The organism is Sphingobacterium sp. JUb20 (assembly GCF_004342035.1).
Classification (GTDB): domain Bacteria; phylum Bacteroidota; class Bacteroidia; order Sphingobacteriales; family Sphingobacteriaceae; genus Sphingobacterium; species Sphingobacterium anhuiense.
Genome location: NZ_SLYV01000006.1, coordinates 21,244 through 43,657, shown reverse-complemented (window position 1 = coordinate 43,657; position 22,414 = coordinate 21,244). Strand labels below are relative to the sequence as shown.

Here is a 22,414-nt window from a genome sequence, read left to right as displayed (position 1 = left end):
GGCAATCTATTAATTTATCAATTCGTATTGACACATTGATTTGATCAATCTCCTATAATTTATGAAAGTTGTGCTATCTGCAGTTTGTATTCAAAATATTTTAAAAAAATGAGTAAACTCCGACTAACCATCTTGTTTATAGTGCAAATGCTGATATTCGAAGCATTTCCGCAGCAAGAGAAGAATAACTATAAAATCGTTTTTAATACGCCATCTATCAACGAAACTGGTAATGTTCCAATTGGTAATGGCAGTCTAGGCAGTAACGTCTGGGTAGAAGAGAATGGCGATCTTTTACTATATCTGTCACGTAATGACTCACATTCTGAATTACAACGGCTGTTAAAGTTAGGAAGGATCAGGATTTCCTTTTCAGAGAGTCCTTTTTTTAAAGGGAAGCCCTTCCGTCAGGAATTGAATCTGAAAGAGGGAACATTAAAAATTCTAGCGGGGAAAAAAGGAGAGAAGTTAAATTTAAAGATCTTTATTGATGCAAACTCTCCTGTAATGTATATTTCTGGATACAGTGAAAAACCAGTTCAGGTGAAGGTGACTTTGGAAAACTGGAGAAAAAATAAACATGAGCTCAATATGGAAGAACTTGCTTCTACCTGGCTCTATAGAACCGGAGTTCCGGACGGGGCAGAAGCCTGGGAATCTGCAGATGTGTTTCTTAAAAAACCACAAGCCCTTGTATGGTATCATCGGAATGCTTACAGCAGTGTGCCTGTGCACATTAAGAAACAAGGAATGGAAGACTATGCGAATCAGATTATTGATCCCTTGAAGGATAATACTTTTGGAGGTTATATCAAAGCTTCAGGTTTAGTAAGTCTTTCTGATAGCGTTTTACACACCAAGAGACCATTAAAAAACATTGATATTCGGATAGCCGGCTATACCCGGCAAACGCCTGATCCGGCAACTTGGGAAAAGGAAATTGCTGGATGGATTGCTCAGTCTCCTAGTCCTAAAAAAGCCTATGAACAAACCGCTAGGTGGTGGACAAATTTTTGGAATAGAGGATGGATTGATATCAATAATGGTTCTGATAGTCTATCAACGTACACCCAGACTTATATTCTGTCTAAATATCAGATGGCCTGTCAGATGCGAAATGAATTTCCTGCTCGATTTCAGGGAGGAATTTTTAATGTAGATCCAAAGTATGCCTATTATGGACCTGATGTACGTCAAAAGAATTACTCGGCAGATTATCGATTTTATGGCGTGAATTACTGGTGGCAGAACGTGCGCTTTTTATACCTGCCACAGTTTGCACAGGGTAATTTTGACATGATGAAACCGTTTTTTGATTTTTATATCAAGCAAGCGAAGACTTTTGAAGCCAGATCAAAAAAATATTATGGTGCATCAGGAATCTATATGCAGGAATGTATCAGTACATTCGGCTTACCGGGAATGGGCGATTTTGGATTGGAATCCGATGTATATTCTGAAGAATATACAAAAGATATATGGCAGCAATGTTTAGAAATGTCGGTGATGATGCTCGATTACTATCATTATACCGGTGACGAAGCATTTTTAAAAACAAAAGCGTTGCCTTGGGCACGAAAAGCACTTCAGTTTTACAATACACGTTTTAAGAAAGATGAGCAGGGCAAGTTACATATTTTTCCAAGCCACGGATTAGAAACATATTGGACTGATGTTGTCAATGATATGCCTTCTATTGCAGGACTTCATTATGTATTAGAAGAACTGTTAAAACTACCTCAAAGTACATTAACTCCTGAAGATAAACAGAATTGGACTACTATGCTGTCCACTATTCCCGATCTGCCGAAGAAAAAGGATAGTCTTGGGAATGTTGTGGTGGACAATGCCGCTTTTTATAATCCTCAAAGAACAAATTATGAAGCACCAGATTTATATTGTTTATTTCCATTTCGGATTTATGGGATCCATAAACCCAATATTAAAGAAGTTGAGCGAGCCTATTTCAATATGCCCAATCCAGGTCGGGTATGCTGGTATCAAACAGGAATTTTTGCTGCTCGTTTGGGTCTTGCCACAGAAGCTGGCAAAGATATTAAAGCACGCAGCAGTGCATATCTAAAAGGTTTTCGATTTAAAGGATACATGGATAGCCCGCACGATTGGAAACCAGATTATGACGGTGTTGGCAATATGATGAATACCTTACAGGAAATGTTGGTTCAATGTGACGGAGATAAGATTTATATGTTGCCGGCTTGGCCAAAAGACTGGGATGTGAATTTTAAAGTACATGCTTTTAAAAACACGGTTATTGAAGGTACTTATAAAAATGGGAAAATGGAATTATTGAAAGTGATGCCTGAAAGTAGAAGAAAAGATATCATCTTTTAATGAGATGCCTCTTATAGAAATATTGAAAAAATCGAATCATAGTGCATGAATAGAGATAGTTTTAAAGTACTAATTATTTATACACTTATGAAAAGCCACATCGCGTTGACTGTGAATAAAAAGAGTCTAACTCTTAGTGATACAACGTAGCGATGTGGCTTTTATGATTGTAATTATTTCAACTTATTGATATGATAAACCTGTGTAACGCCAGGATCTATTTCAGCACCTTTTTTTACACTGTTATTTTTAATATTGTACTCATAAATGAACCACTTTGATGCAGGCGTTTTTACGGCTGTGTAAAGATTGCCATTTTCGATCAGGTTAATTGTAGTTGTTGGATCTCCGCCAGTCATTTCAGCTAAATTTGCGATGATCTTTTTGTTGGCAACATCTATCACATAAGGTCTGATATAAGCCTTGCCGTCACCTAACCAAGCTAAATCGCCTCCCTTTACAGCATAGTCTTTAAGATCGTAAAGATAGCTCTTGTCAAATTCGGTCTGGCCATTGTTTACACGCAAAATCGCATAAGTACCATCTGTCTTGCCTCTGGTTAAAAGATATAGGTTATTATCGTCATCAAGGAAAGAATAGTTTTCTCTTTGCCAGTGACCTGCAACATAACTCGCTCTATCGTCGCTCATGATATGGCCATTTGCCATGCTCGGGTAATCGCAGATATAAGCGTAAGCTTTTGTGTTGACAGGCTTATAATCGACGTTGTAATAAAAGAACCCGAAATATGCTTTGCCACCACTAATGCGCATACTGGTTACGTTCAATATGGTTGGATCAACACTGCCATCTGGTTTGTAAACCGTATAATCTAAGGTTGGAATCTGGGCTTTTAATGTCTTATTGAGCGTCATATCCTTAGTATTCATAAAGTAAATGTCTTTTTCAAATACTTTTTTCTCCAGATTTGCATCACTGGCGCCTGTAGATGTAAAGACGATTTCATCAGTGGTACTGAATTGGCTTGCTACTTTTCCAAGATAAAAATCGCTCGGAAAAGCGTAGTTATCAACCTCTTTAAACTCTCCGCCATCTGTCAATTGATGCTTACTAAAACGTGTACCATCATTGGATAGGTAATAAGAACCGTTAAAAACATAAGCATAACCTGCGTATCGGGCCTGAGGCAAGTTACCAGTGATATCAACCCCTTTATTATTTGCAGGTGATAATAAAGTGTCTTTCATGATTTCATCTGTTGTCAGGAGATATGATCCATTTGCTGTCGCAACCCATACCGAATACTTGGATGGTATTGTTTCTGTAACTTCAGGAATACTAGGGCTGTCTTTACATGAGGATATCAGCACTGCAGCTAGTGTACAATAGCCAAATAGTCTATTTTTTTTCATGATTATTAATGATGTTTGATTAATTATAATATTGAAACTCTAAATTTTACAAAAAATGCTCTTCCGGGCTTTTGGAGACGAAAGTTGTCATACGCACGTTCATCAAATATATTGCGGGCCTCACCGGAAATATTATAACGGTTGCGGTTCCACGAATAGCTGACCAACAAAGAGTGGACGAGCTGCGTTGGAATATAGTTTTTGGATGCCAGTGAACCAAGATGGCTATCGCTTAAATAAAACCATTTGGTATACTGCGTCGTCCAGTTGATCTGTGTGCGGCTGCCTTTACTGAACCAGTCGTTTTGCGCAAAACCCAGATCAAGGTTACCATAGACCCAAGGACGATTAGGAATTTGGTAGCCATAGGTCAAGTTAACTTGCTGGTTTGTCTCATCGGTGTATTTCTGATTGTCGATGGCTCTGTCATAACTTCCATTTAATGCGGCTGTGATGATATCTTTATAGCCGTAGCGAAATTCAAAACTTCCACCGTAGATCTTTACCCCCGGAATATTATAGTACTGAAATTTGTCCTGTCCATTATCTGCTACAACACGTACATTTTGATAGTCTTTTGCCAGGCGATAAAAACCGGAAAGATCAACATTGATAAAATGGTTTTCGTTAAAGAATGTATTGTAGTAAAAACCAGTGTTGAGATTATCGCTATTCTCAGGCTTTAAATCCCAATTGGCAAGAATATTGAAATTATCGCCATATATTTCAGTCATTTCGGGCAACTTGTAGGCACGTTCGGCAGAGAACTTCACGCCACCATCTTTGAATATTCGATATCGGGCAGCTGCACTATAGCCCGTATACCCCAAATATCTTGTTTGCGTAACAATGTCACCACTCACGTATTGATTGTTAGCATCATATTTCCGTTCATCAATCTTTTGGTAGGTATCGATGCCATAGTATTTAAAAGCAAGGTTGGCAACCAATCTTTTGTCAAACCATTGACTTTGCCATGCTAATCCGGCAATATGTTTAACCATATTCTTTGGTAATCCGGAACTATTGTGATTTAAAATTTTATCATAGGTTTGACGGTCATTGGTGCTGACATTATAATTGAGGTTTAAACTTTGGTTGCGACTCTCATCAAAATCGTAGTTCAAGTTTATTCTTCCAAGTACGCTATTGGTATTATCTTTTATGTATTTCTCTGGGTTAGCTTGACTACCTGTTCCATTGGTGATCGGACTGCCAGTCCACTCATAGTTATATTTCGCCGTATCTCGGTTGCGGGTAATGTCAAAGCCATAATTGGCATAGATATCGGCATATAGGCGATTTACAAGAAAGTTTTGCTTTTTGTAGCTAATGGTCGGCATAATATAAGCCGATTCGGTCCAATTACCCCCATAAGGCTTATTAATCGTTGCACCAAGTTGATTTTGTTTATTGTTGCCCGAATAAGTCAGACCAACAAAAAACTGATCAGCCCAGCTTTTATCTCGTAGGCCCACTTCTACTTGACCCATGCTCGAATAATAGCGGTCTCTGAAACGTCTCGCTTCAGCAATAGGTACGAATTTATTATTGACTACTTTTTCCAAAATTACACCGTATTTTTCTTCTGTATACATCTTGTAGTCATTGTCCGAATAGTTGTAGAAGGCATTGGTACGTACCGATAATTTATTTTTGGGGTTGGTATACATGCCCACTAGTGAAGCCTGATGGGTATTGAAAGAACCATAGCTATAGCTTAAATCAAGAAAGTGTCTATTCCGTTGTTTAGTAATAATGTTGACTGCGCCGCCTAATGCATCCGAACCTAAAAATGCTGGAACAACACCTTTATATATTTCAATGCGATCAACTAAGTTGACAGGAATATTATTTAACGACATGGCGGGACCAAAATCATCCATAGGTACGCCGTCGATATAAATTTTAGCTGCCAGGCCATTGATCCGAAAAACAAAATTTGAACCTAATCCCCCATCTTCCCGAAAGGTAACACCCGGTGCTGTACGAAGAATCTGGCTCACATTGGCGGTTTGATTGGCATATCGATTCATGTCAATAACATTGACGTTAAATCCTGACCGTTGTATTTCGTTGACCCGTCGTTGATTTTCGGTTTGTCCCTTCACATTGACAGCTTCAAGCATGCGTTCGTCATTTTTTAGCTGAAAGTCTTTGTATGTTTCATTACTTTTCAACAGGATACTTTGTGTAATATACCCCACAGAAGTCACTTCAATTTTAAGGTTCTGTTGGGAAGCTATCTTCAATTTATAAAAACCGTCTACATCTGTGGAGGTTCGGGTATCGGTTCCGATGACAGATACCGTAGCACTTTCTATTCCTTTTCCAAAGGTATCTTTAACATATCCTGAAAGGGATGATTGAGCCTGTGCTAGCGAGCTGAGGTATAATAACGATATAAAAAAAATGTAGGTTGACTTTAACATGTTATCAGCGTTATGAATTTGTTTTTAGAGTGATATAGGATTACAATATTTCATTAAATATGCTTCTGCCAAGCAGCTGTAATAGGAGAATAAGTTTTTCATTTCGGGACAAATATAAGTTTATTTAGATTAAATACAAATAATGATTTAACATTTTATAACATTCTTTTTGAAACGATTCTAGCTGGAGAGCGTTCAATTACAAAACAACTACAGGGAAAATAAAATGATCGAATTGACTAGGAAAGGCCGTTGGAATGAGATCAAGGGCAAAGTAAAATAGCAATATGCAGATCTTATGGATGATGGTGTCCTATATGCGGCAGGCAAGGAGGATAAATTATCCAGGTCGGGTATGCTGGTATCAAATAGGAATTTTTGCTGCTCGTTTGGGTCTTGCCACAGAAGCTGGCAAAGATATTAAAGCCCGCAGCAGTGCATATCTAAAAGGTTTGCGATTTAAAGGATACATGGATAGCCCGCACGATTGGAAACCAGATTATGACGGTGTTGGCAATATGATGAATACCTTACAGGAAATGTGGTTCAATGTGACGGAGATAAGATTTATATGTTGCCGGCTTGGCCAAAAGACTGGGATGTGAATTTTAAAGTACATGCTTTTAAAAACACTGTTATTGAAGGTACTTATAAAAATGGGAAAATGGAACTCTTAAAAGTGATGCCTGAAAGCAGAAGAAAAGATATCATCTTTTAATGAGATGCCTCTTAAAGAAATATTGAAAAAATTGAATTATAGTGTATGAATAGAGATAGTTTTAAAGGACTAATTATTTATACACTTATGAAAAGCCACATCGCGTTGACTGTGAATAAAAAGAGTCTAACTCTTCGTGATACAACGTAGCGATGTGGCTTTTATGGTTTTAATTATTGTAACGATAGTGACGATGATGTCAAAATGTCCATCAGTTGCTTTGGTTCATCAATAATAAATGTTGCACCATGCCGCTTTAATTCTTCGACTTCGCGAAAGCCCCATGAGACGCCGATTGCTTGCACACCAGCATTGTTGGCAGTATCCATATCGACAGATGAATCACCGACATAAAAACAATCATCAGGTTGTACATTCAGTATATTGAGCGTATCGAATACAATATCAGGATCCGGTTTAGCCGGGTGTCCATTTCGATGACCCAATATCAGATCAAATGAAAACTCCGAAAAATATTTTGCCACCAATGGCAGGACAGCCTCATGGTATTTATTCGATGCAATCGAAATTAAATAACCTGACGACTGCAGATCTTGTAATAATTGAATAATACCGGCATATGGTTTAGTATGGCTCCCGGCTTTTTCTTCGTAATATTTCTTAAATGCTGACAGTAGGTGGGTTATAATATCGTCTGTGCTGGCATCTTGAGGCAGTGCTCTTTCGATAAGCATTCGGACACCATTTCCCACAAATTTTTTGTAAGATTCAAGAGGATGAGTTGGATAGCCATATTGCTCAAGGATCGCATTGCAACTATCACCAAGATCTTGTAACGTATCTAACAATGTTCCGTCTAAATCAAATATTATAAGCTTCATGCCTTAAATCTAATAAAAATGATTTAAAAACAGTTTTGTGTATATACGAATTGATTGCAATAGTGCTACTTTAAAAAATATAAACGAATTTATACAAAGTAGCGACGATGGGATTGGTCATTTATTCTTTCAGAAGTATGTCGAGCGCACTCAATAGAAAGCAGAAATTAAAATAAAATCTTAATAATTGGATACAGATCTTTTTAAGTGAAGATTTCATATCTACTTAAAGAAGTAAAGACTAACTTTAAAAAGATATTTTACAAGCATGAACATTCAATTTTTACTCATACAAACTGGTTATTTAGATCCTGTCGATTTTATTACTCGAATTGCGATCGCATTTGCCTTAGGACTTTCAATAGGAGCAGAACGTCAGTGGCGGGACAAGAGCGCAGGACTACGTACAAATGCGCTGGTATCCATTGGAGCCGCAGCATACATGTTGTTGTCTGTATACCTATATGGTGCCGATGGTGGCGATCCAGGACGTATTGCAGCACAGATTGTGACCGGTATAGGATTTCTCGGTGCAGGTGTTATCATGAAAGATGGCTTGACGATACGTGGACTCAATACCGCCGCAACGATTTGGTGTTCTGCCGCGGTCGGCACGTTATGTGGTATGGCCTTATATATCGAAGCTACTATTGTGACCGGTGCGATCCTGTTTACTCATATTGCGATGGGGCCGTTTAGTGATTGGTTAGGAGCATTAAAATCGTATAAAAGCAGAAAAGTACAGGAAGCCTTTTATTTAATCAAAGTCGCCTGTAAAGTTGAAGATGAAACCGATATCCGGAGTCATATTGTTGGTCAGATTGAGAATAGACATACATATTTGCTACGATCTGTCTTACGCAATGTGTCTGTCGAGAATGCAAACACGGTCATATTAAATGTAAAACTTTCAACAGTTGGTAAAAGTGACGATAAAATTGAAGAACTGATTTTTGAATTGACCAAAGTAAAGCACGTTCAGGAAGCAAGCTGGTTTTATTTAGGTAACTCTATGGAGAATTAAATAATTAGTTTGCTTTTTTATCGCCATATGTTCTTTTTATAAAACGCAAGAGAGATGGATAGTCAGACAGGATTATCCATCTCTTTTACACTTTTCGAATAATCAAAAACCATCTTTTTTTATCCTGAATTAGGTAAGTTCCAAAGATTGAAACTCCACTTTCTTTATCAGTTCACCATTATCATAATAGTCTTAGCTTTATTTAGGCTAAAAGCAATTCCCTCTCTGTAATATCACTGAACCTTATTTATATTGCTATTACTTGTTGTATTGGTCATACCTGCGATCTCTTATATTTATGGTAATAAAATCTCTACGTGATATGATTGGATTTTGTTTCTCCGTTCTCTCGCATACTGATAGCGGAAAGTTCGTTGATTGAGCTTTATTTTGCAATTATTCCTTGAAGGTTGACCTGTTTCGATTTAGACCTATTTTTTAAATGATTTTTTGTACTGATGTAAACTTTCAGAATTGTTTTTATATCTACGGTGATATTCGTAAGTTTATCAAATCATTCAAACCAATTCTGATTCAAATTTCAAAGAATTGAATCTGTACCGACTTATGAAGCGTTATGATGAATATTCAGATAGTGAATTGCTTGATCTTATGAAAAAAGATCATGAGCAGGCACTTTCTGCGCTTTATCACCGTTATTGGAATAAATTGCTTGTTGTTGCGGCTCATCGGCTTGATGATATTACGATAGCAGAGGAATGTGTACAAGATCTATTCTGTAGTTTATGGAGCCGTAGGCATACATTGGTTCTTCGATTCTCATTAGCGACATATCTTTCTGTAGCGGTAAAATATCAGGTAATTAAACAGCTGGATCTCCAATACCGTAAGGCTGAACGAAAAGAAAAGTATATTTCCGATTATGCCTCATCGATTCATCTTCCATCGGCAGATGAATCCATTTTAGAAAAAGAAATGATTGAACGTATTTCTGCTGCTATCAATAGATTGCCAGATAAATGTCGCATTGTTTTCAAATTGAGCCGTGAAGAAGGAATGCCTAATAAACAGATCGCCGTTGAATTAGGTATTGCAGAAAAAACAGTTGAAGCACATATCTCCAAAGCTTTAAAAGATTTGCGTACTGATCTGGTCACGATTTCTCCGCTTGTGTTATTCTATTTATTCGAAAAATAATTTTTTTTCATCTTGACTAAGGGTTGATCTGATTTTTCAGTACTATATCTTCAAATTACCCCAAATTATGATTCAAGAATACGACAAAGAACTTTTGTTGAAGATAGCCTATAAGCTAAAACTAGGTCAAGCTAGTCCTGAGGAACAGGATTATTTTGACCGTTGGTATCGTGAACACAAGGATGATATCTTAGAACTACCTGAGGGTTATGTACCACATGTGGAAATGATCCGCGATCGTATGCATGAAAAAATTATGCATAGAATAACTGCAGAACAATTTCCAAAGAATAAAAAATATCCAAAGAAATGGTGGAGTATTGCGGCCGCAGCTCTCCTTATTATGGGTTTGTTTTTTTATTTCCAAAACAATGGAAATGTAAATGGAAGTGATCTTAAACAAGCGGCTGTAGATACTGTCATATTACCAGGTAAGCAATCTGCAACGCTTACATTATCAGACGGCAAGGAAATAAAATTATCCGATATCAAGACTGGTCAAACGGTAAAGGCAGATGGTGCTCTGATTACTAAAGCCGCAGATGGCAATTTGATTTACGAGGTTGACCATACATTTACTGGAAGAATGAAATTAAATACAGTTGCAACTATGAACGGAGAAACCTATACCATCAACCTTCCTGATGGTACGCTGGTATGGTTAAATGCTGGATCATCCTTAAAATATCCTGTTGTTTTTGATAAAAAGGAGCGAAAGGTAACCTTGACAGGTGAAGCTTATTTTGAAGTAGCGTCGAATAAAAAAGTCCCTTTTAGCGTTGTCAGCGGAAAACAGACTGTAGAAGTATTGGGGACTCATTTTAATATCAATGCTTACGATAATGAAAAGTATATAAAAACAACTTTACTGGAAGGACGTGTAAAGGTTAAAAATGACGATGCAGTTTCAATTTTAAATGTAGGGCAGCAGTCTCGCATTAACAAAGAGAAAGATGGAATTGATGTCTTGGAAGTTGATCTGGAGGAAGCAGTGGCTTGGAAAGAGGGATATTTTAGATTCAATAATGAAAGTATTGAAAGTGTCATGAGAAAAGTTGCGCGATGGTACAATATCGATGTTTCATTTCAAGGAGTGATATCTAAAGAAAAATTTAATGGTACGGTATCTCGAAATAAGGATATAGATCAGGTATTGGAAATATTGGAATTGACGAATACGGTGCATTTCAAGATCAAGGGAAGGAGGGTTACTGTGATGGAATAGCTATACCACTATAGTAATCAAAGAAAACCAGGATTGACGCTAATCAAAATCCTGGTCTTGTTTGGACGATTTAATTTATTGCTAATGTATTATAAACCACGAATATCAGCCATCTGGACAATGTATTGATATTCGTATAACCAAACTTAACAAATGTATGAAAATTTAAGACCAAATCTACGGCCTTCTACTATGGGCGTAGCTAAAATCCTATTGGTTATGAAACTGATTGTTGTATTAATGATTGCCATGGTACTCAGGGTGAATGGAAGCTCATTTGCTCAAAATGTAACATTGTCGGAGCGAAATGCTCCGCTGGCAAATATCTTGGAAAAGGTTAGAAAACAGACGGGTTATGATTTTCTGGTGACTGAGAGTATGTTGATTAATGCTAAACCGGTTACCATTAATGCTAAAAATGAAAAGGTATCAACAGTTTTGACTAAGATCTTTGAGCATCAGAATTTAAATTTTAAAATTAAAAATAGCTCGATCATTGTTAGTAGTAAGTCGGTAACCTCAGAAGTTGAAGAAATTGAGAAACCGGTGCAGGATAACCTATCGGGTAAAGTTGTGGATAGCAAAGGAATGCCGATTACGGGTGCTACGATTAAAATTAAGGGTGGTACGCAAACGGCGGTGAGTGGTGAGGGCGGTCGGTTTCAACTACGTACTGCTGATAAGAGTGCGACACTTATTGTTTCATTTGTGGGGTATGAAACTCAGGAAGTTCGTGCAACAGCTGCAAATTTAACCATTACAATGACCCAAACTATGAGTGGTTTAGATGAGGTGGTTGTGGTTGGTTACGGTACGCAGAAAAAAATTAACCTAACTGGAGCTGTCAGTTCTGTTGGTTCTGAAGTACTTGAAAATCGTATGATTACGAGCCTAGGTGCTGGTTTACAAGGTGCTGTTCCTAACCTTAATATCGGAATTTCCAATGGTCGCCCAGGTTCTGGTGCTAGTTTTAATATAAGAGGCTATACTTCGTTGAATGGTGGCGGACCGCTTATTCTTGTTGATGGTGTTCAGATGGATCCCAATCAGCTCAATCCGCAAGATGTGCAGAACGTAACGGTTCTAAAAGATGCAGCAGCATCTGCTATTTATGGAGCACGTGCAGCATATGGAGTTGTTTTGATCACGACCAAAAATGGAAACTATAATGCGGGGACACGTGTCAATTATTCTTTCAATCAAGGTTTTTCCAGACCGACCACTATTCCAAAGACGGTCAATTCTTTAGAATATGTCGATATGTATAAATATGCGGACCTGACGGGTAACCTTTCTGGTGGTGGTCGTGGATCGGAAGTTTGGACAGATACTGATATTGAAAAAATGAAGGAATACATGGCCAATCCAATTCCTGAAAATGCGGTCTATATTGATCCAAGTAATCCTACACGCTACCGTTATGTTGGTAATACCGATTGGTGGGAAGAAATGTTTCCGGGATGGGCGCCTATGAGCGAACACAATTTGGGTCTGACTGGAGGTAGTGAGAAAATAAAATACCACACTTCACTGGGTTACTTAAATCAAGGTGGTTTGTTTAAATCGGCGAACCAAAAATACAAGCGTTATAATGTCAATATGGGATTGGAGACAAAGGTAACCTCTTGGTTGGATCTGAATGCTAAGGTTCGTTTAAATCGTAAGGAGGATGACAAGCCCGCGCGATCTGCCGCTATTGAGGGTATTTTTGGAGATCGTATTGCTACAGATCTAAGACCTAATATTCCGATTAGACATCCAGATGGTCATTACTCGGGCCAGGGTAGTACGACCAATCCATTTGCTATGAACGAGTATAATGGACGTGATACTTACCAGTCCGATGATATCTGGTTGACGGGGGGATTCAATATTCATCCGCTTAAAAACTTTAAAGTGGTAGGAGATTTGACCTGGAATAGCTATAATTATAACAATAAGATCAACACAAAATCATATGATGAATATGGAGCGGTTCCTGCTGGTCAAGATCCTACAAATCCGGCCAATGCTTATCTGATAGGACCTTACCCACATAACCGTGTGCCTTGGGTTTCGGAGAGTAACTCAAAGGATCGTTATACAGCGATCAATATTTATGCGGAGTATGAAAATACCTTCGCTGAAAAGCATTATCTAAAAGCTATGGCAGGATATAATAGGGAAGAGAAGATTTATAGTAATTTTAGTGCACGTGCTAAAAACCTGTTGAATCAAGATTTTCCATATCTCAATTTAAATAATGACGATAAGCCTATCGTAGGCTCTCTACCGTTGGATTGGGCGCTTTTGGGACAGTTTTTTCGCGTTAATTATATATATGATAATCGTTATCTAATAGAAATCAACGGTAGACATGATGGTTCTTCACGTTTTGCTGCAGATAAACGCTATGTCTTTAGCCCTTCGGCAAGTATTGCATGGCGCCTTTCGAATGAAGAATATTTAAGTTTCTTAAAACCAACTTTTAACGATTTAAAAATCAGGGCTTCTTATGGTACACTACCTAATCAAAGCATTGATTTGAATAGCAATCCGACTAATGGTTCACTATACCCATACATTGCGACGATGCCTTATGGTACGACCAATTATATCTTTGGAGATGCTAATCAATCCTATATTACAGCTCCTGGACTTGTAAGTACGTTGTTTACCTGGGAAAAAGTGACTTCTAAGAATATCGGTTTAGATTTTGCCCTGTTGGACAATAAATTGAGTGGTTCATTTGATTTATACCGCAGAGATACCCGTGATATGTTGGTGGGTGGACAGCCATTGCCAGCGATTCTGGGTGTTGGTGCTCCTAATAGAAATGCGGCGGATCTGAAAACAACAGGCTGGGAGTTTGAAGTTAAATACAACAATAAGATCGATGACTTCAACTATTTTGTCAGCTTTAATATGAGTGATAATAAGGCTAAGATCACCAAATATGACCTTAACCCAACGGGTGAGTTAACATCACATTATGTCGGTAAGCAAATCGATGAAATATGGGGCTATACTTCCAATGGATTATATCAGAGTGATGCCGAAGCGAATGATGGCTTGAATAAAGAACGACTTTTTTCGGGAACGTGGCTTGGTGGTGACGTTCGTTTTGAAGATTTGAATGGGGATAAAAAAATTGATAACGGTAGCAATACGTTAAGTAATTCGGGTGATATGCGTATTATCGGTAATCAAACTGCTCGATACTCTTATGGTATGCGTTTCGGTGCTGATTATAAAAACTTTGATTTATCGGTATTCTTGCAAGGTGTAGGACGTCGTGATGCGGTAGTAGGTGGTACTTATTTTTATGCATTTGGTGGTGGTGAATGGGATGTGCCAACTAAAAATCAAATGGACTTCTGGACGCCAGAAAATCAAGATGCGTATTTTCCACGTCTCCGTTTTGGAGGGAATGGTAATACGGTGACTTCGACCCGTTATCTGCAGGATGCTTCTTATATGCGCATCAAAAATATCACGATCGGTTATTCTGTGCCAAGTTTGATTTTGAAACGAGCGAAAATTGAAAAGATCCGCTTATTCTTCTCTGGAGAAAACTTGTTCACCTTTACCAAGATGTTTGACAATTTTGATCCAGAGCAATTAGACAGAACTGCGTATCCATTAAGTAAAAATATCTCCTTTGGAGCTCAAATCACATTCTAGCCATGAAATACAACCATAAATATTTGAATATATTGCTCGCTTCAGGTCTTTTCTTTAGTCTGAATAGCTGTAAGGATGATGGATTTTTAGATCGTTATCCTAAAAATGAATTTAGTGAGGTGACATATTTTAAAAGTGAAAACGATTTAAAATTGTTTGCCAATCTATTTTATAATAATTTACCATTTGTGAACAATTATTCGGCTGATAATAATTCGGATAATATGCTTCCAGCGACTTCAGATGCTTTGTTGGGCGGTACAGTTTCAGTCCCTTCTGCTGGCGGAGGTTGGGCTACTGATGACTGGCTTCCGATTCGTAGATGTAATTACTTCCTTAAGCGTTATGAACAAGTACAATCGACCAATAAGGAGCGTTATGCTGCCGAAGTGCGTTTTTTTCGGGCACTCTTCTATTGGCAAAAAGTAACGGCTTTTGGTGATGTTCCATTGGTACTATCGGATCTGGATGAGACCTCTCCAGAATTGTATGGACCTCGTGTCAAGCGTAATGAAGTGATGGATCAGGTTTTGTTGGATTTAACATATGCCGCGAGTAATCTACCTGAAAAAGGTTCTGAAGAAACGGGGCGCCTAAATAAGGATATTGCAAATGCTTTGTTGTCACGAATCGCTTTATGGGAAGGAACTTTTCGTAAGTATCACGGCTCGGGCGACCCCCTGCCTGTACTGCAGGCATCTTTAACGGCTTCTGAGGCTTTGATAAATGGTGGAAAGTACCGTTTGTATACTACAGGAAATGTGGATAAAGATTATCAAGATTTATTTACGCAGACTGATCTGAAATCAAACCCTGAGTCGATTATGCATTGGGCTTATATTATTGGAACCTTGACGCAAGGTTATACGCGTACTGCAAATGAGAATAATACAGGTGTCAGTAAGGATCTGATGGAGGCTTACTTGTACAAAGATGGAAAACCTAGCGGTTTGACTTCTTTTCCAACGGATGATAGCGAACCTGCTAAAGAGGCGGAAAATAGAGATCCTCGATATAAGCAAACGGTTGCCAGTCCGGGTTTTATCTATCGGATAGGTACAAGTACGGTTGCACCACTTGCTTATGGGCTTCCTTTGATCGGAACGTCTCAGACTTCTAGTGGATATTGGTTAATCAAAGGGCGGTCAAGTGATCCTGTTCAAGAGATCGCGAATCAATCGGATATTGATGCTTTTATTTTTAGATATGCAGAGGTATTGCTGAATTATGCAGAGGCAAAGTATGAAATTAATAAAACGCTAAGTCAAACTGATCTGGATAAAAGTATTAATTTACTTCGTGACCGTGTAGGTATGCCACATTTAACAGCAATGGTTTCAGCAGACCCACGTGCGGTTGATTATGGATATGTGGTGACTCCTTTACTGTACGAAATACGTCGAGAGCGCCGCATCGAACTCATGGGAGAGGGATTTCGATTGAATGATATAAAAAGATGGAAAGCCGGAAAACTTATCGAAGGTATAAAAACGGTGAGGGGAATGAAGCTGGATGCTGATTTGAGGAAAAAGTATAGTTATGATGTGAGTAAGATTGCGACTGATAATAATGCTTTGATCATTGTAAATACGAACTACAGTAATGGTCGCAAATGGAACGATAAATACTATTTTAATCCAATACCATTGAATCAAATAAGCCTTACTGCAGGCAAGCCAGGTGCTTATGTGCAGAATCCGGGATGGGAATAATTGGATAAACTGATAGATTAATAAGGAATGAATTATATCAAAAAAAGTCTAGCGCTAGGAGTAATAACCCTTATTACGACATGGCATGTCAATGCGCAGCAGGCCGCTCCAGCGCCCTATGGGGCGCTGCCAAGTGCTGACCAGGTTTCATGGCAGAAATTAGGATACTATATGTTTATCCATTTCGGACCGAATACTTTTACAGATAAGGAATGGGGTGATGGCAAGGAAAGCCCTATGGTTTTTAATCCAACTGATCTCGATGCGCGTCAATGGGCTAAAACAGCTAAAGATGCAGGTATGAAAGCTATTATCATAACCGCTAAGCATCACGATGGTTTTTGTTTATGGCCAAGTAAATACAGTACACATACGGTACGTGAAAGTCCATGGAAAGGTGGCAAGGGTGATGTATTAAAAGATCTCTCTGAAGCTTGTAAAGAATACGGATTGAAGTTTGGGGTATATCTGTCTCCTTGGGATCAAAATCATCCTTCATATGGAACTCCTGAATACAACGATATCTTTGCCAAAACGCTGGAAGAGGTGTTGACCAATTATGGTGATATCTATGAGATGTGGTTTGATGGTGCAAATGGAGAGGGACCAAACGGTAAAAAGCAAGTTTACGATTGGCCATTGTTTCGTAGTGTGGTGTATAAGCATCAGCCTCATGCGGTTATATTTAGCGACATTGGGCCAGGAGCTCGCTGGATCGGCAATGAGTCTGGCTTTGCTGGAGAAACCAACTGGAGCACGCTCAATACGGATGGTTTTGGAATGGGAAAGGATGCACCAAAACAAGCGATCTTAAATTCTGGTGATGAAAACGGTAAATATTGGATACCTGGTGAGGTAGATGTCTCCATTAGACCTGGATGGTTTTACAGCCCGGATACAGATAATAAAGTCAAGACCTTGAGCCAATTGCTGGGTATTTATTATACTTCAGTGGGACGTAATGCTAATTTGCTACTCAATGTTCCTGTTAGCCGTACTGGAAAGATTCATCCGACAGATTCGACACGCTTAATGGAGCTTAGAGCTCTTGTGGATGCTACTTTTAAGACAAATTTAGCTAAAGGGAAAACTGTATCGATCAATACTACTCGCGCACCTCAACTCACAGATGGTAATTATGATACTTATTGGGGAGCTGAAGGCAACGTTAAAAAAGCAGTTTTGACACTTGATTTGGGAACAAAAACAAAGTTAAATCGTTTACTTCTACAGGAGAATATTCCGCTTGGACAGCGGGTAAGATCCTTTGAAGTAGCCTATTGGAACGGTCAGAAATATGTAGCACTGGTTAAGCAAAGCACAATAGGGTATAAAAGAATCCTTGCTTTTCCGACAATAGCGACGAATAAACTTCGGATTACATTGGAGGCTAATGCCGCGCCAGTTCTTTCTGAAATTCAGGTTTATTTAGCTCCAGAAATGCTTGATGTACCTGTTATCAATAGAACCAAGGAAGGAATAGTATCTATTAAGACGAATAGTCCGGATCCGATTGTTACTTATACGCTAGACGGTAGTGAACCCAATATGAGAAGTATGCGTTACAATCAACCCTTTGAGCTGACAAAAGGAGGAACTGTAAAGGCAAAGGCTTTTATTAATAACGGAAAAGATTTTAGCGATGTGGTGATCGCAGATTTTGATCTTTCGACAGCCGATTGGAAAGTCTTGCATGCAAGTGAATCTAAAAAAGAATCGCAGATAAACAGGGCCTTTGATGGTAACGGTAGGACTAGTTGGGAAGCTAATCCTGCTGGATCTACGGGTATTTATGAAATCGCAATTGATATGGGTAAGGAAATGGAAATCGCAGGATTTACTTATACACCTGCTAACAATGGTAATACGGGCGGAACTGTTACAAAATACAATTTTTACGTTAGTAGGAACGGAAAAGATTGGGATCGTATCCTGACAGATAAAGTATTTGGAAATATCAATAATAATCCGGTAAAACAGCAGGTGATGTTCCCAAGTAAAAAGCAGGCTCGCTTTATTAAATTGGAATCCCTCGCGGTAATTGGTGCCGATCAAAGTGGAATGAAAATAAATGAAATCGGCGTGATTGTAAAGTAAAGTATAAATAGCAGATGTGATCAATCTTTCTAATTAAGGTTGTCAGCGAGCAATAAACGAAAGTTTATTGCTCGCTCTGTTTAATTGAAAGAAACGCTCATTAAGATGCGAATCGAAATTTGGGTTTTATTATGATCTGATAAGAAAAGTCTTTAAGGCAAAAGGACAGCTCTCCCTTTGGTCTTTCCACTTCTTATACGCTCCTAAACTTTATTTGCTTGATCGAGTTTAAATTCCTCTATCTCAATACGGATCTTCTTCTGCCTAGCCAATACAACTACTTCCATTAACAGTTAGTCATAAATCGATAATATAGTTTAGGTTAGACTAGAAGTTTCCAAGGCTTTATTTTTTATAACTATTCTATTTCGAGCGATATTCTTTTCAGGAACCAAGCTAGTCTTTATCCCTGAATTTGCACATAGCCACGTAGTATCAGGTCTACATAATTTTCAGAATCTGCAAGTTGATTGATTTTTGCAACAATTTATTTCCTAAGCCAAGATGTATTACATAAAAATTTGACTTAGTTTCTTCAAAATTACGAATATGTTTTACATGAGTAACTCCAGCGGGCATAGGAGTTTAAAAATCGGATGATGTAAATTTTTCACCTATTGTCTTGGCAGCTTTTATTAGCTCAGCTTGTTGGACTTAGTTCTGTAATTAAAAAAACAGCTATATGTTGCAGCTAAAAAAAAACATGCTCTACTCAACCTTGGTGAGACTCAAAAGTCATCTTTTTTCATAATTAAAGGGGGTGTACGATCATATTATGCTTATAGTAATGGTAAAGACATAAGGTCTTGGGTATTATTCGAAGGGGACTTGGCTATTTCTGTATTAAGTTTCTTTAGCCAACAAAAATCTTTTGAAGTACTTGAAACGCTAGAGGATTCTTCTTTGCTTGTATTAAGTCACGACAATTTACAGTTTCTATATAATACATTTCCGGAATTCAATTTTATTGGCAGGATATTAACCGAGATGTATTACATTAAGAGCGAAAAAAAGGCAAATGAGTTTAGGGTCTTTAGTGCTAAGAACCGTTTTAATCGCCTATTAGAAAGGCATCCAGACATTATCAAAAGAGTATCATTAGGAATCATTTCCTCATATTTAGGTATCACGTAGTCGACGCTAAGTCGAATCCGTTCAAAAAAAATGTAAATTTTTAAAGATGATTTACGGATTCACAGATAAAAATTAGATAGTGAATGAACCTCAGCCCGCTTTTTCGATTTAAAATTTATCACTTTCATCCTAAATTTATTGAGGATGGAAGTGATTCAATCGCCTGCCATGCGAACAAAATAATATCATATACAAAGAGCGCTGGGAGATCGAGACGTTTTTTAAACACCTCAAGCAGCGGTTGAAGGTCACCAGTTTTGTAGGCACCTCCGAGAATGCCGTTTACATCCATATTTGGACAGCCCTGATCGGGATATTGCTCTTCAAATATATTCATAAGCGGGCGAAATATGGCTGTAACCTGTCCAATCTGGTGAATTTCATACGACTGAATATCTTCGTGAAGATTGATCTGTGGAAATGGGCTGACGACCCATTTATTTCGGGAAAACTACCAGATCAAAATGGACAGTTTAACCTGTTCTGAAAGGGACAGAGAGGGGTGATTCGGAGAGTAACAACAAAATCTGCATGGAAACAACCGTAGATAGGGATTTTTATGGGTCTAAAATTTATTTAGGACGATACTGATGAAATATAGAATAGTGCATTTTTTTGCTATTTAATTAATTTTTAGCTAAATTGGAGTTATAATCAATTTTAATAACCAAAATGAATTTTTTTGAAAAACTGGAACTGTTTGCCGACAGAAATTATGTGATATTTACGATTTTAAGCTTTTTTATAGCGATTATTTTCTACTGTCTTAGCTCTGTCCTGTTCAATCAATATAGCATCTTAGTGTATGGGATTTTGGTTGGAATCCAGTTGTTCTTATTTTTTAGAACTTGGCTGAAGTATGAACAGGCAATGCCTTTGGAACTAATAATTCCTCTTATTTTGTGTGTTTTGTGTTTTGCATTAATGATGTTTGACGAAGTCCACTTAAAAAATGATTGGTATTTTCTTCCTTGGGGAGCCTTTATCGGAGGAGTAATTTCGGCTTTCAATATTAAATTAATAATGACCCAAAAAAATAATATGCTAAAGTCAAGTTCTAAATTTTTCTATATAAGTATTTTGTTTGTACTCTCAACTATTTATTTTAATGGGCTATTGTCTCTCGGTAATATTTTTAATGCTAAGCAATTTGTTAAATGGGAAAAGGCTAAGGTAACAGTTCCTTTCCTTTTAATGACCCCTGGTGGTTCATTTAATGATGCTGAGTTCGAGAATGAGGAATGGGGTTCGCGGTTTATGAATCTGTTTTTTATGGAATGGGAAGGGAACTTTCCGGGAGAAATGACTGCCGAGGTGAAGGTGTTTAAAGGGAATTTTGGAAAAGATTATATGTTAAAAACGTATGACCAGTATGAAAAAGTTGATGCTAGGCAATTATACTAGTCAAACGTATAACTTATAAATCGAATGAACAAGAATGAATACTTCCACTATTTTATATGTAACGCGGACATTTCAGATTTGGTGCCTATATTATCGGTTCTATGAGAGATTTATGTGATAGATTCTCCTTCTACTAGACCAGATACAGAGAGCTTCTTTAAGTCATTAAAATCAAAGCACGTATATGCCTACATATTAGTATCAAAAGGGCACATGAGCATGAACTTGTTCAAATATATAGAAGTTTGTTGTAATAGAGAACACAGACAATGTTCGATATATTTAGTGACGATCCACATGCATTAGGCATGCAATTTACAGCTGGTAATGAGATGAATACTCTATATTTCGATAATGATTCGAAACAATATTTTTAGGTAACAGGAAGAGCGAATTTGAAAGATGGAAAAGGGAATGTTGTAGGTCAGAAGGCGACTTACACAACATATGAGGATTATCAGTATAATAAATCTACTGGAAAATACGAAGGTATTAACAAGATTGATACATACGAAGTAATAAAGTATGAGGGGCAGGCAGCTAGACAATATTTACAACAATTATATTAAAATCATTAAATACACAGATGGAAGCAGCCGAATTTGTTGAAAAGTTGAGAAGTATTGAGATTGATGCTAGTTTATTAAAAAAACAGGGAGTGTCAGATGAGTTTATTGAAGATATAAAAAGAGCATATATCATTTTGCCGAAGGCACTAAGTATCGAATCTCAGTACGCAATAGTTGAATTGGTCGAAAATTACGACTGTTCACATTTAGAAATTGGAATGGTCACCTTGGCTGCAAAAACGGAAGAGAGTGGCAATTTTATATATTTTGGAAAGGCTAACGAACATGACCTAGCAATTGATATTATCACCGATGCTGTAGTTTTATTGGAGTCCGGATTTGACGATCTGCTATTTAATTGTGCACAAAATGATAGGTACTTTTTATCAGCCATTTTTAATGCGGCACTTTTTCTTGAAAAAAGGGCTGTTGAAGTGGATTTGTACGAGAATGTAGAATTGAATATTCAAATGGCTGAAGAATTTGGCGATATGGCAGGAGGTAAATCATATTATGATTTTTATAGAATGATGCTTGGAGTATAATCTACGTCAGATCCAAAATAGGTAATTAATCAGGTTCTCATATAAAATTTCATTTGTTTATCTATGGATACGGATTATGCAATGGTTGGTCAGCAAGTCTAAAAAACCATTGTTTACGATACAGATTGTAAATCCCCTAAAACTGAAGGAAACTAAAAATGTT

General features: G+C 37.7%; 14 protein-coding genes and 1 pseudogene. 12 read left to right on the top strand and 3 right to left on the bottom strand.

The genetic code is table 11. From position 1 onward, the window contains the following. Positions 1 to 108: 108 nt before the first annotated feature. On the top strand, positions 109 to 2,355 hold the full coding sequence (locus EDF66_RS11295; RefSeq protein WP_132842734.1) for a DUF5703 domain-containing protein: 2,247 nt from the start codon (positions 109 to 111) through the stop codon (positions 2,353 to 2,355). Positions 2,356 to 2,528: 173 nt separating this feature from the next. Here the strand turns inward: EDF66_RS11295 and EDF66_RS11290 are convergent, their stop codons facing one another. Together EDF66_RS11290 and EDF66_RS11285 are read right to left on the bottom strand one after the other, a co-directional pair. Further along, the gene (locus EDF66_RS11290) at positions 2,529 to 3,728 is read right to left on the bottom strand and encodes a hypothetical protein (protein ID WP_132842732.1); all 1,200 of its coding nucleotides are present in this window, start codon (positions 3,726 to 3,728) and stop codon (positions 2,529 to 2,531) included. A gap of 23 nt (positions 3,729 to 3,751) precedes the next feature. Beyond that, a complete protein-coding gene (locus EDF66_RS11285; RefSeq protein ID WP_132842730.1) occupies positions 3,752 to 6,160 on the bottom strand; it encodes a TonB-dependent receptor in 2,409 nt (802 codons plus the stop codon). Between the two features lie 287 nt (positions 6,161 to 6,447). Here EDF66_RS11285 and EDF66_RS11280 point away from each other — a divergent pair, with 287 nt between their 5' ends. Next, a complete protein-coding gene (locus EDF66_RS11280) occupies positions 6,448 to 6,765 on the top strand; it encodes a hypothetical protein (protein ID WP_132842728.1) in 318 nt (105 codons plus the stop codon). Between the two features lie 286 nt (positions 6,766 to 7,051). Here EDF66_RS11280 and EDF66_RS11275 read toward each other — a convergent pair whose 3' ends face one another. After that, complete coding sequence (locus EDF66_RS11275) at positions 7,052 to 7,720, bottom strand: HAD family hydrolase (RefSeq protein ID WP_132842726.1); 669 nt, start codon at positions 7,718 to 7,720, stop codon at positions 7,052 to 7,054. A 268-nt stretch (positions 7,721 to 7,988) separates the two neighbouring features. On the opposite strand from EDF66_RS11275, the gene EDF66_RS11270 reads away from it, so the two are divergent. The 10 genes and pseudogenes from EDF66_RS11270 to EDF66_RS11225 all read left to right on the top strand — a co-directional run bounded on the left by EDF66_RS11270 (position 7,989) and on the right by EDF66_RS11225 (position 22,251). Further along, positions 7,989 to 8,744, top strand: coding sequence for an MgtC/SapB family protein (locus EDF66_RS11270; RefSeq protein WP_132842725.1), 756 nt, complete (start codon positions 7,989 to 7,991; stop codon positions 8,742 to 8,744). Between the two features lie 567 nt (positions 8,745 to 9,311). After that, a complete protein-coding gene (locus EDF66_RS11265; protein WP_132842723.1) occupies positions 9,312 to 9,902 on the top strand; it encodes an RNA polymerase sigma-70 factor in 591 nt (196 codons plus the stop codon). Positions 9,903 to 9,969: 67 nt separating this feature from the next. Further along, positions 9,970 to 11,127 carry a FecR family protein gene (locus EDF66_RS11260; protein WP_132842722.1) on the top strand — a complete coding sequence of 386 codons (1,158 nt, stop codon included), beginning with the start codon at positions 9,970 to 9,972 and terminating at the stop codon, positions 11,125 to 11,127. Between the two features lie 219 nt (positions 11,128 to 11,346). Further along, positions 11,347 to 14,790, top strand: a complete 3,444-nt coding sequence (locus tag EDF66_RS11255) for a SusC/RagA family TonB-linked outer membrane protein (protein ID WP_207898601.1) — start codon at positions 11,347 to 11,349, stop codon at positions 14,788 to 14,790. 2 nt (positions 14,791 to 14,792) lie between these two features. After that, the gene (locus EDF66_RS11250; RefSeq protein ID WP_132842720.1) at positions 14,793 to 16,502 is read left to right on the top strand and encodes a RagB/SusD family nutrient uptake outer membrane protein; all 1,710 of its coding nucleotides are present in this window, start codon (positions 14,793 to 14,795) and stop codon (positions 16,500 to 16,502) included. A 27-nt stretch (positions 16,503 to 16,529) separates the two neighbouring features. Continuing rightward, positions 16,530 to 18,599 carry an alpha-L-fucosidase gene (locus EDF66_RS11245; protein ID WP_132842718.1) on the top strand — a complete coding sequence of 690 codons (2,070 nt, stop codon included), beginning with the start codon at positions 16,530 to 16,532 and terminating at the stop codon, positions 18,597 to 18,599. 705 nt (positions 18,600 to 19,304) lie between these two features. Next, a pseudogene (locus EDF66_RS26610) lies at positions 19,305 to 19,733 on the top strand (Crp/Fnr family transcriptional regulator); the annotation flags it as partial. Between the two features lie 163 nt (positions 19,734 to 19,896). Next, a complete protein-coding gene (locus EDF66_RS26605; protein ID WP_132843051.1) occupies positions 19,897 to 20,220 on the top strand; it encodes a transposase in 324 nt (107 codons plus the stop codon). Between the two features lie 185 nt (positions 20,221 to 20,405). After that, positions 20,406 to 21,137, top strand: a complete 732-nt coding sequence (locus EDF66_RS11230; protein WP_132842717.1) for a hypothetical protein — start codon at positions 20,406 to 20,408, stop codon at positions 21,135 to 21,137. A gap of 586 nt (positions 21,138 to 21,723) precedes the next feature. Continuing rightward, positions 21,724 to 22,251: a hypothetical protein gene (locus EDF66_RS11225; RefSeq protein WP_132842715.1), complete on the top strand. Its 528-nt coding sequence runs from the start codon at positions 21,724 to 21,726 to the stop codon at positions 22,249 to 22,251. Positions 22,252 to 22,414: the final 163 nt, after the last annotated feature.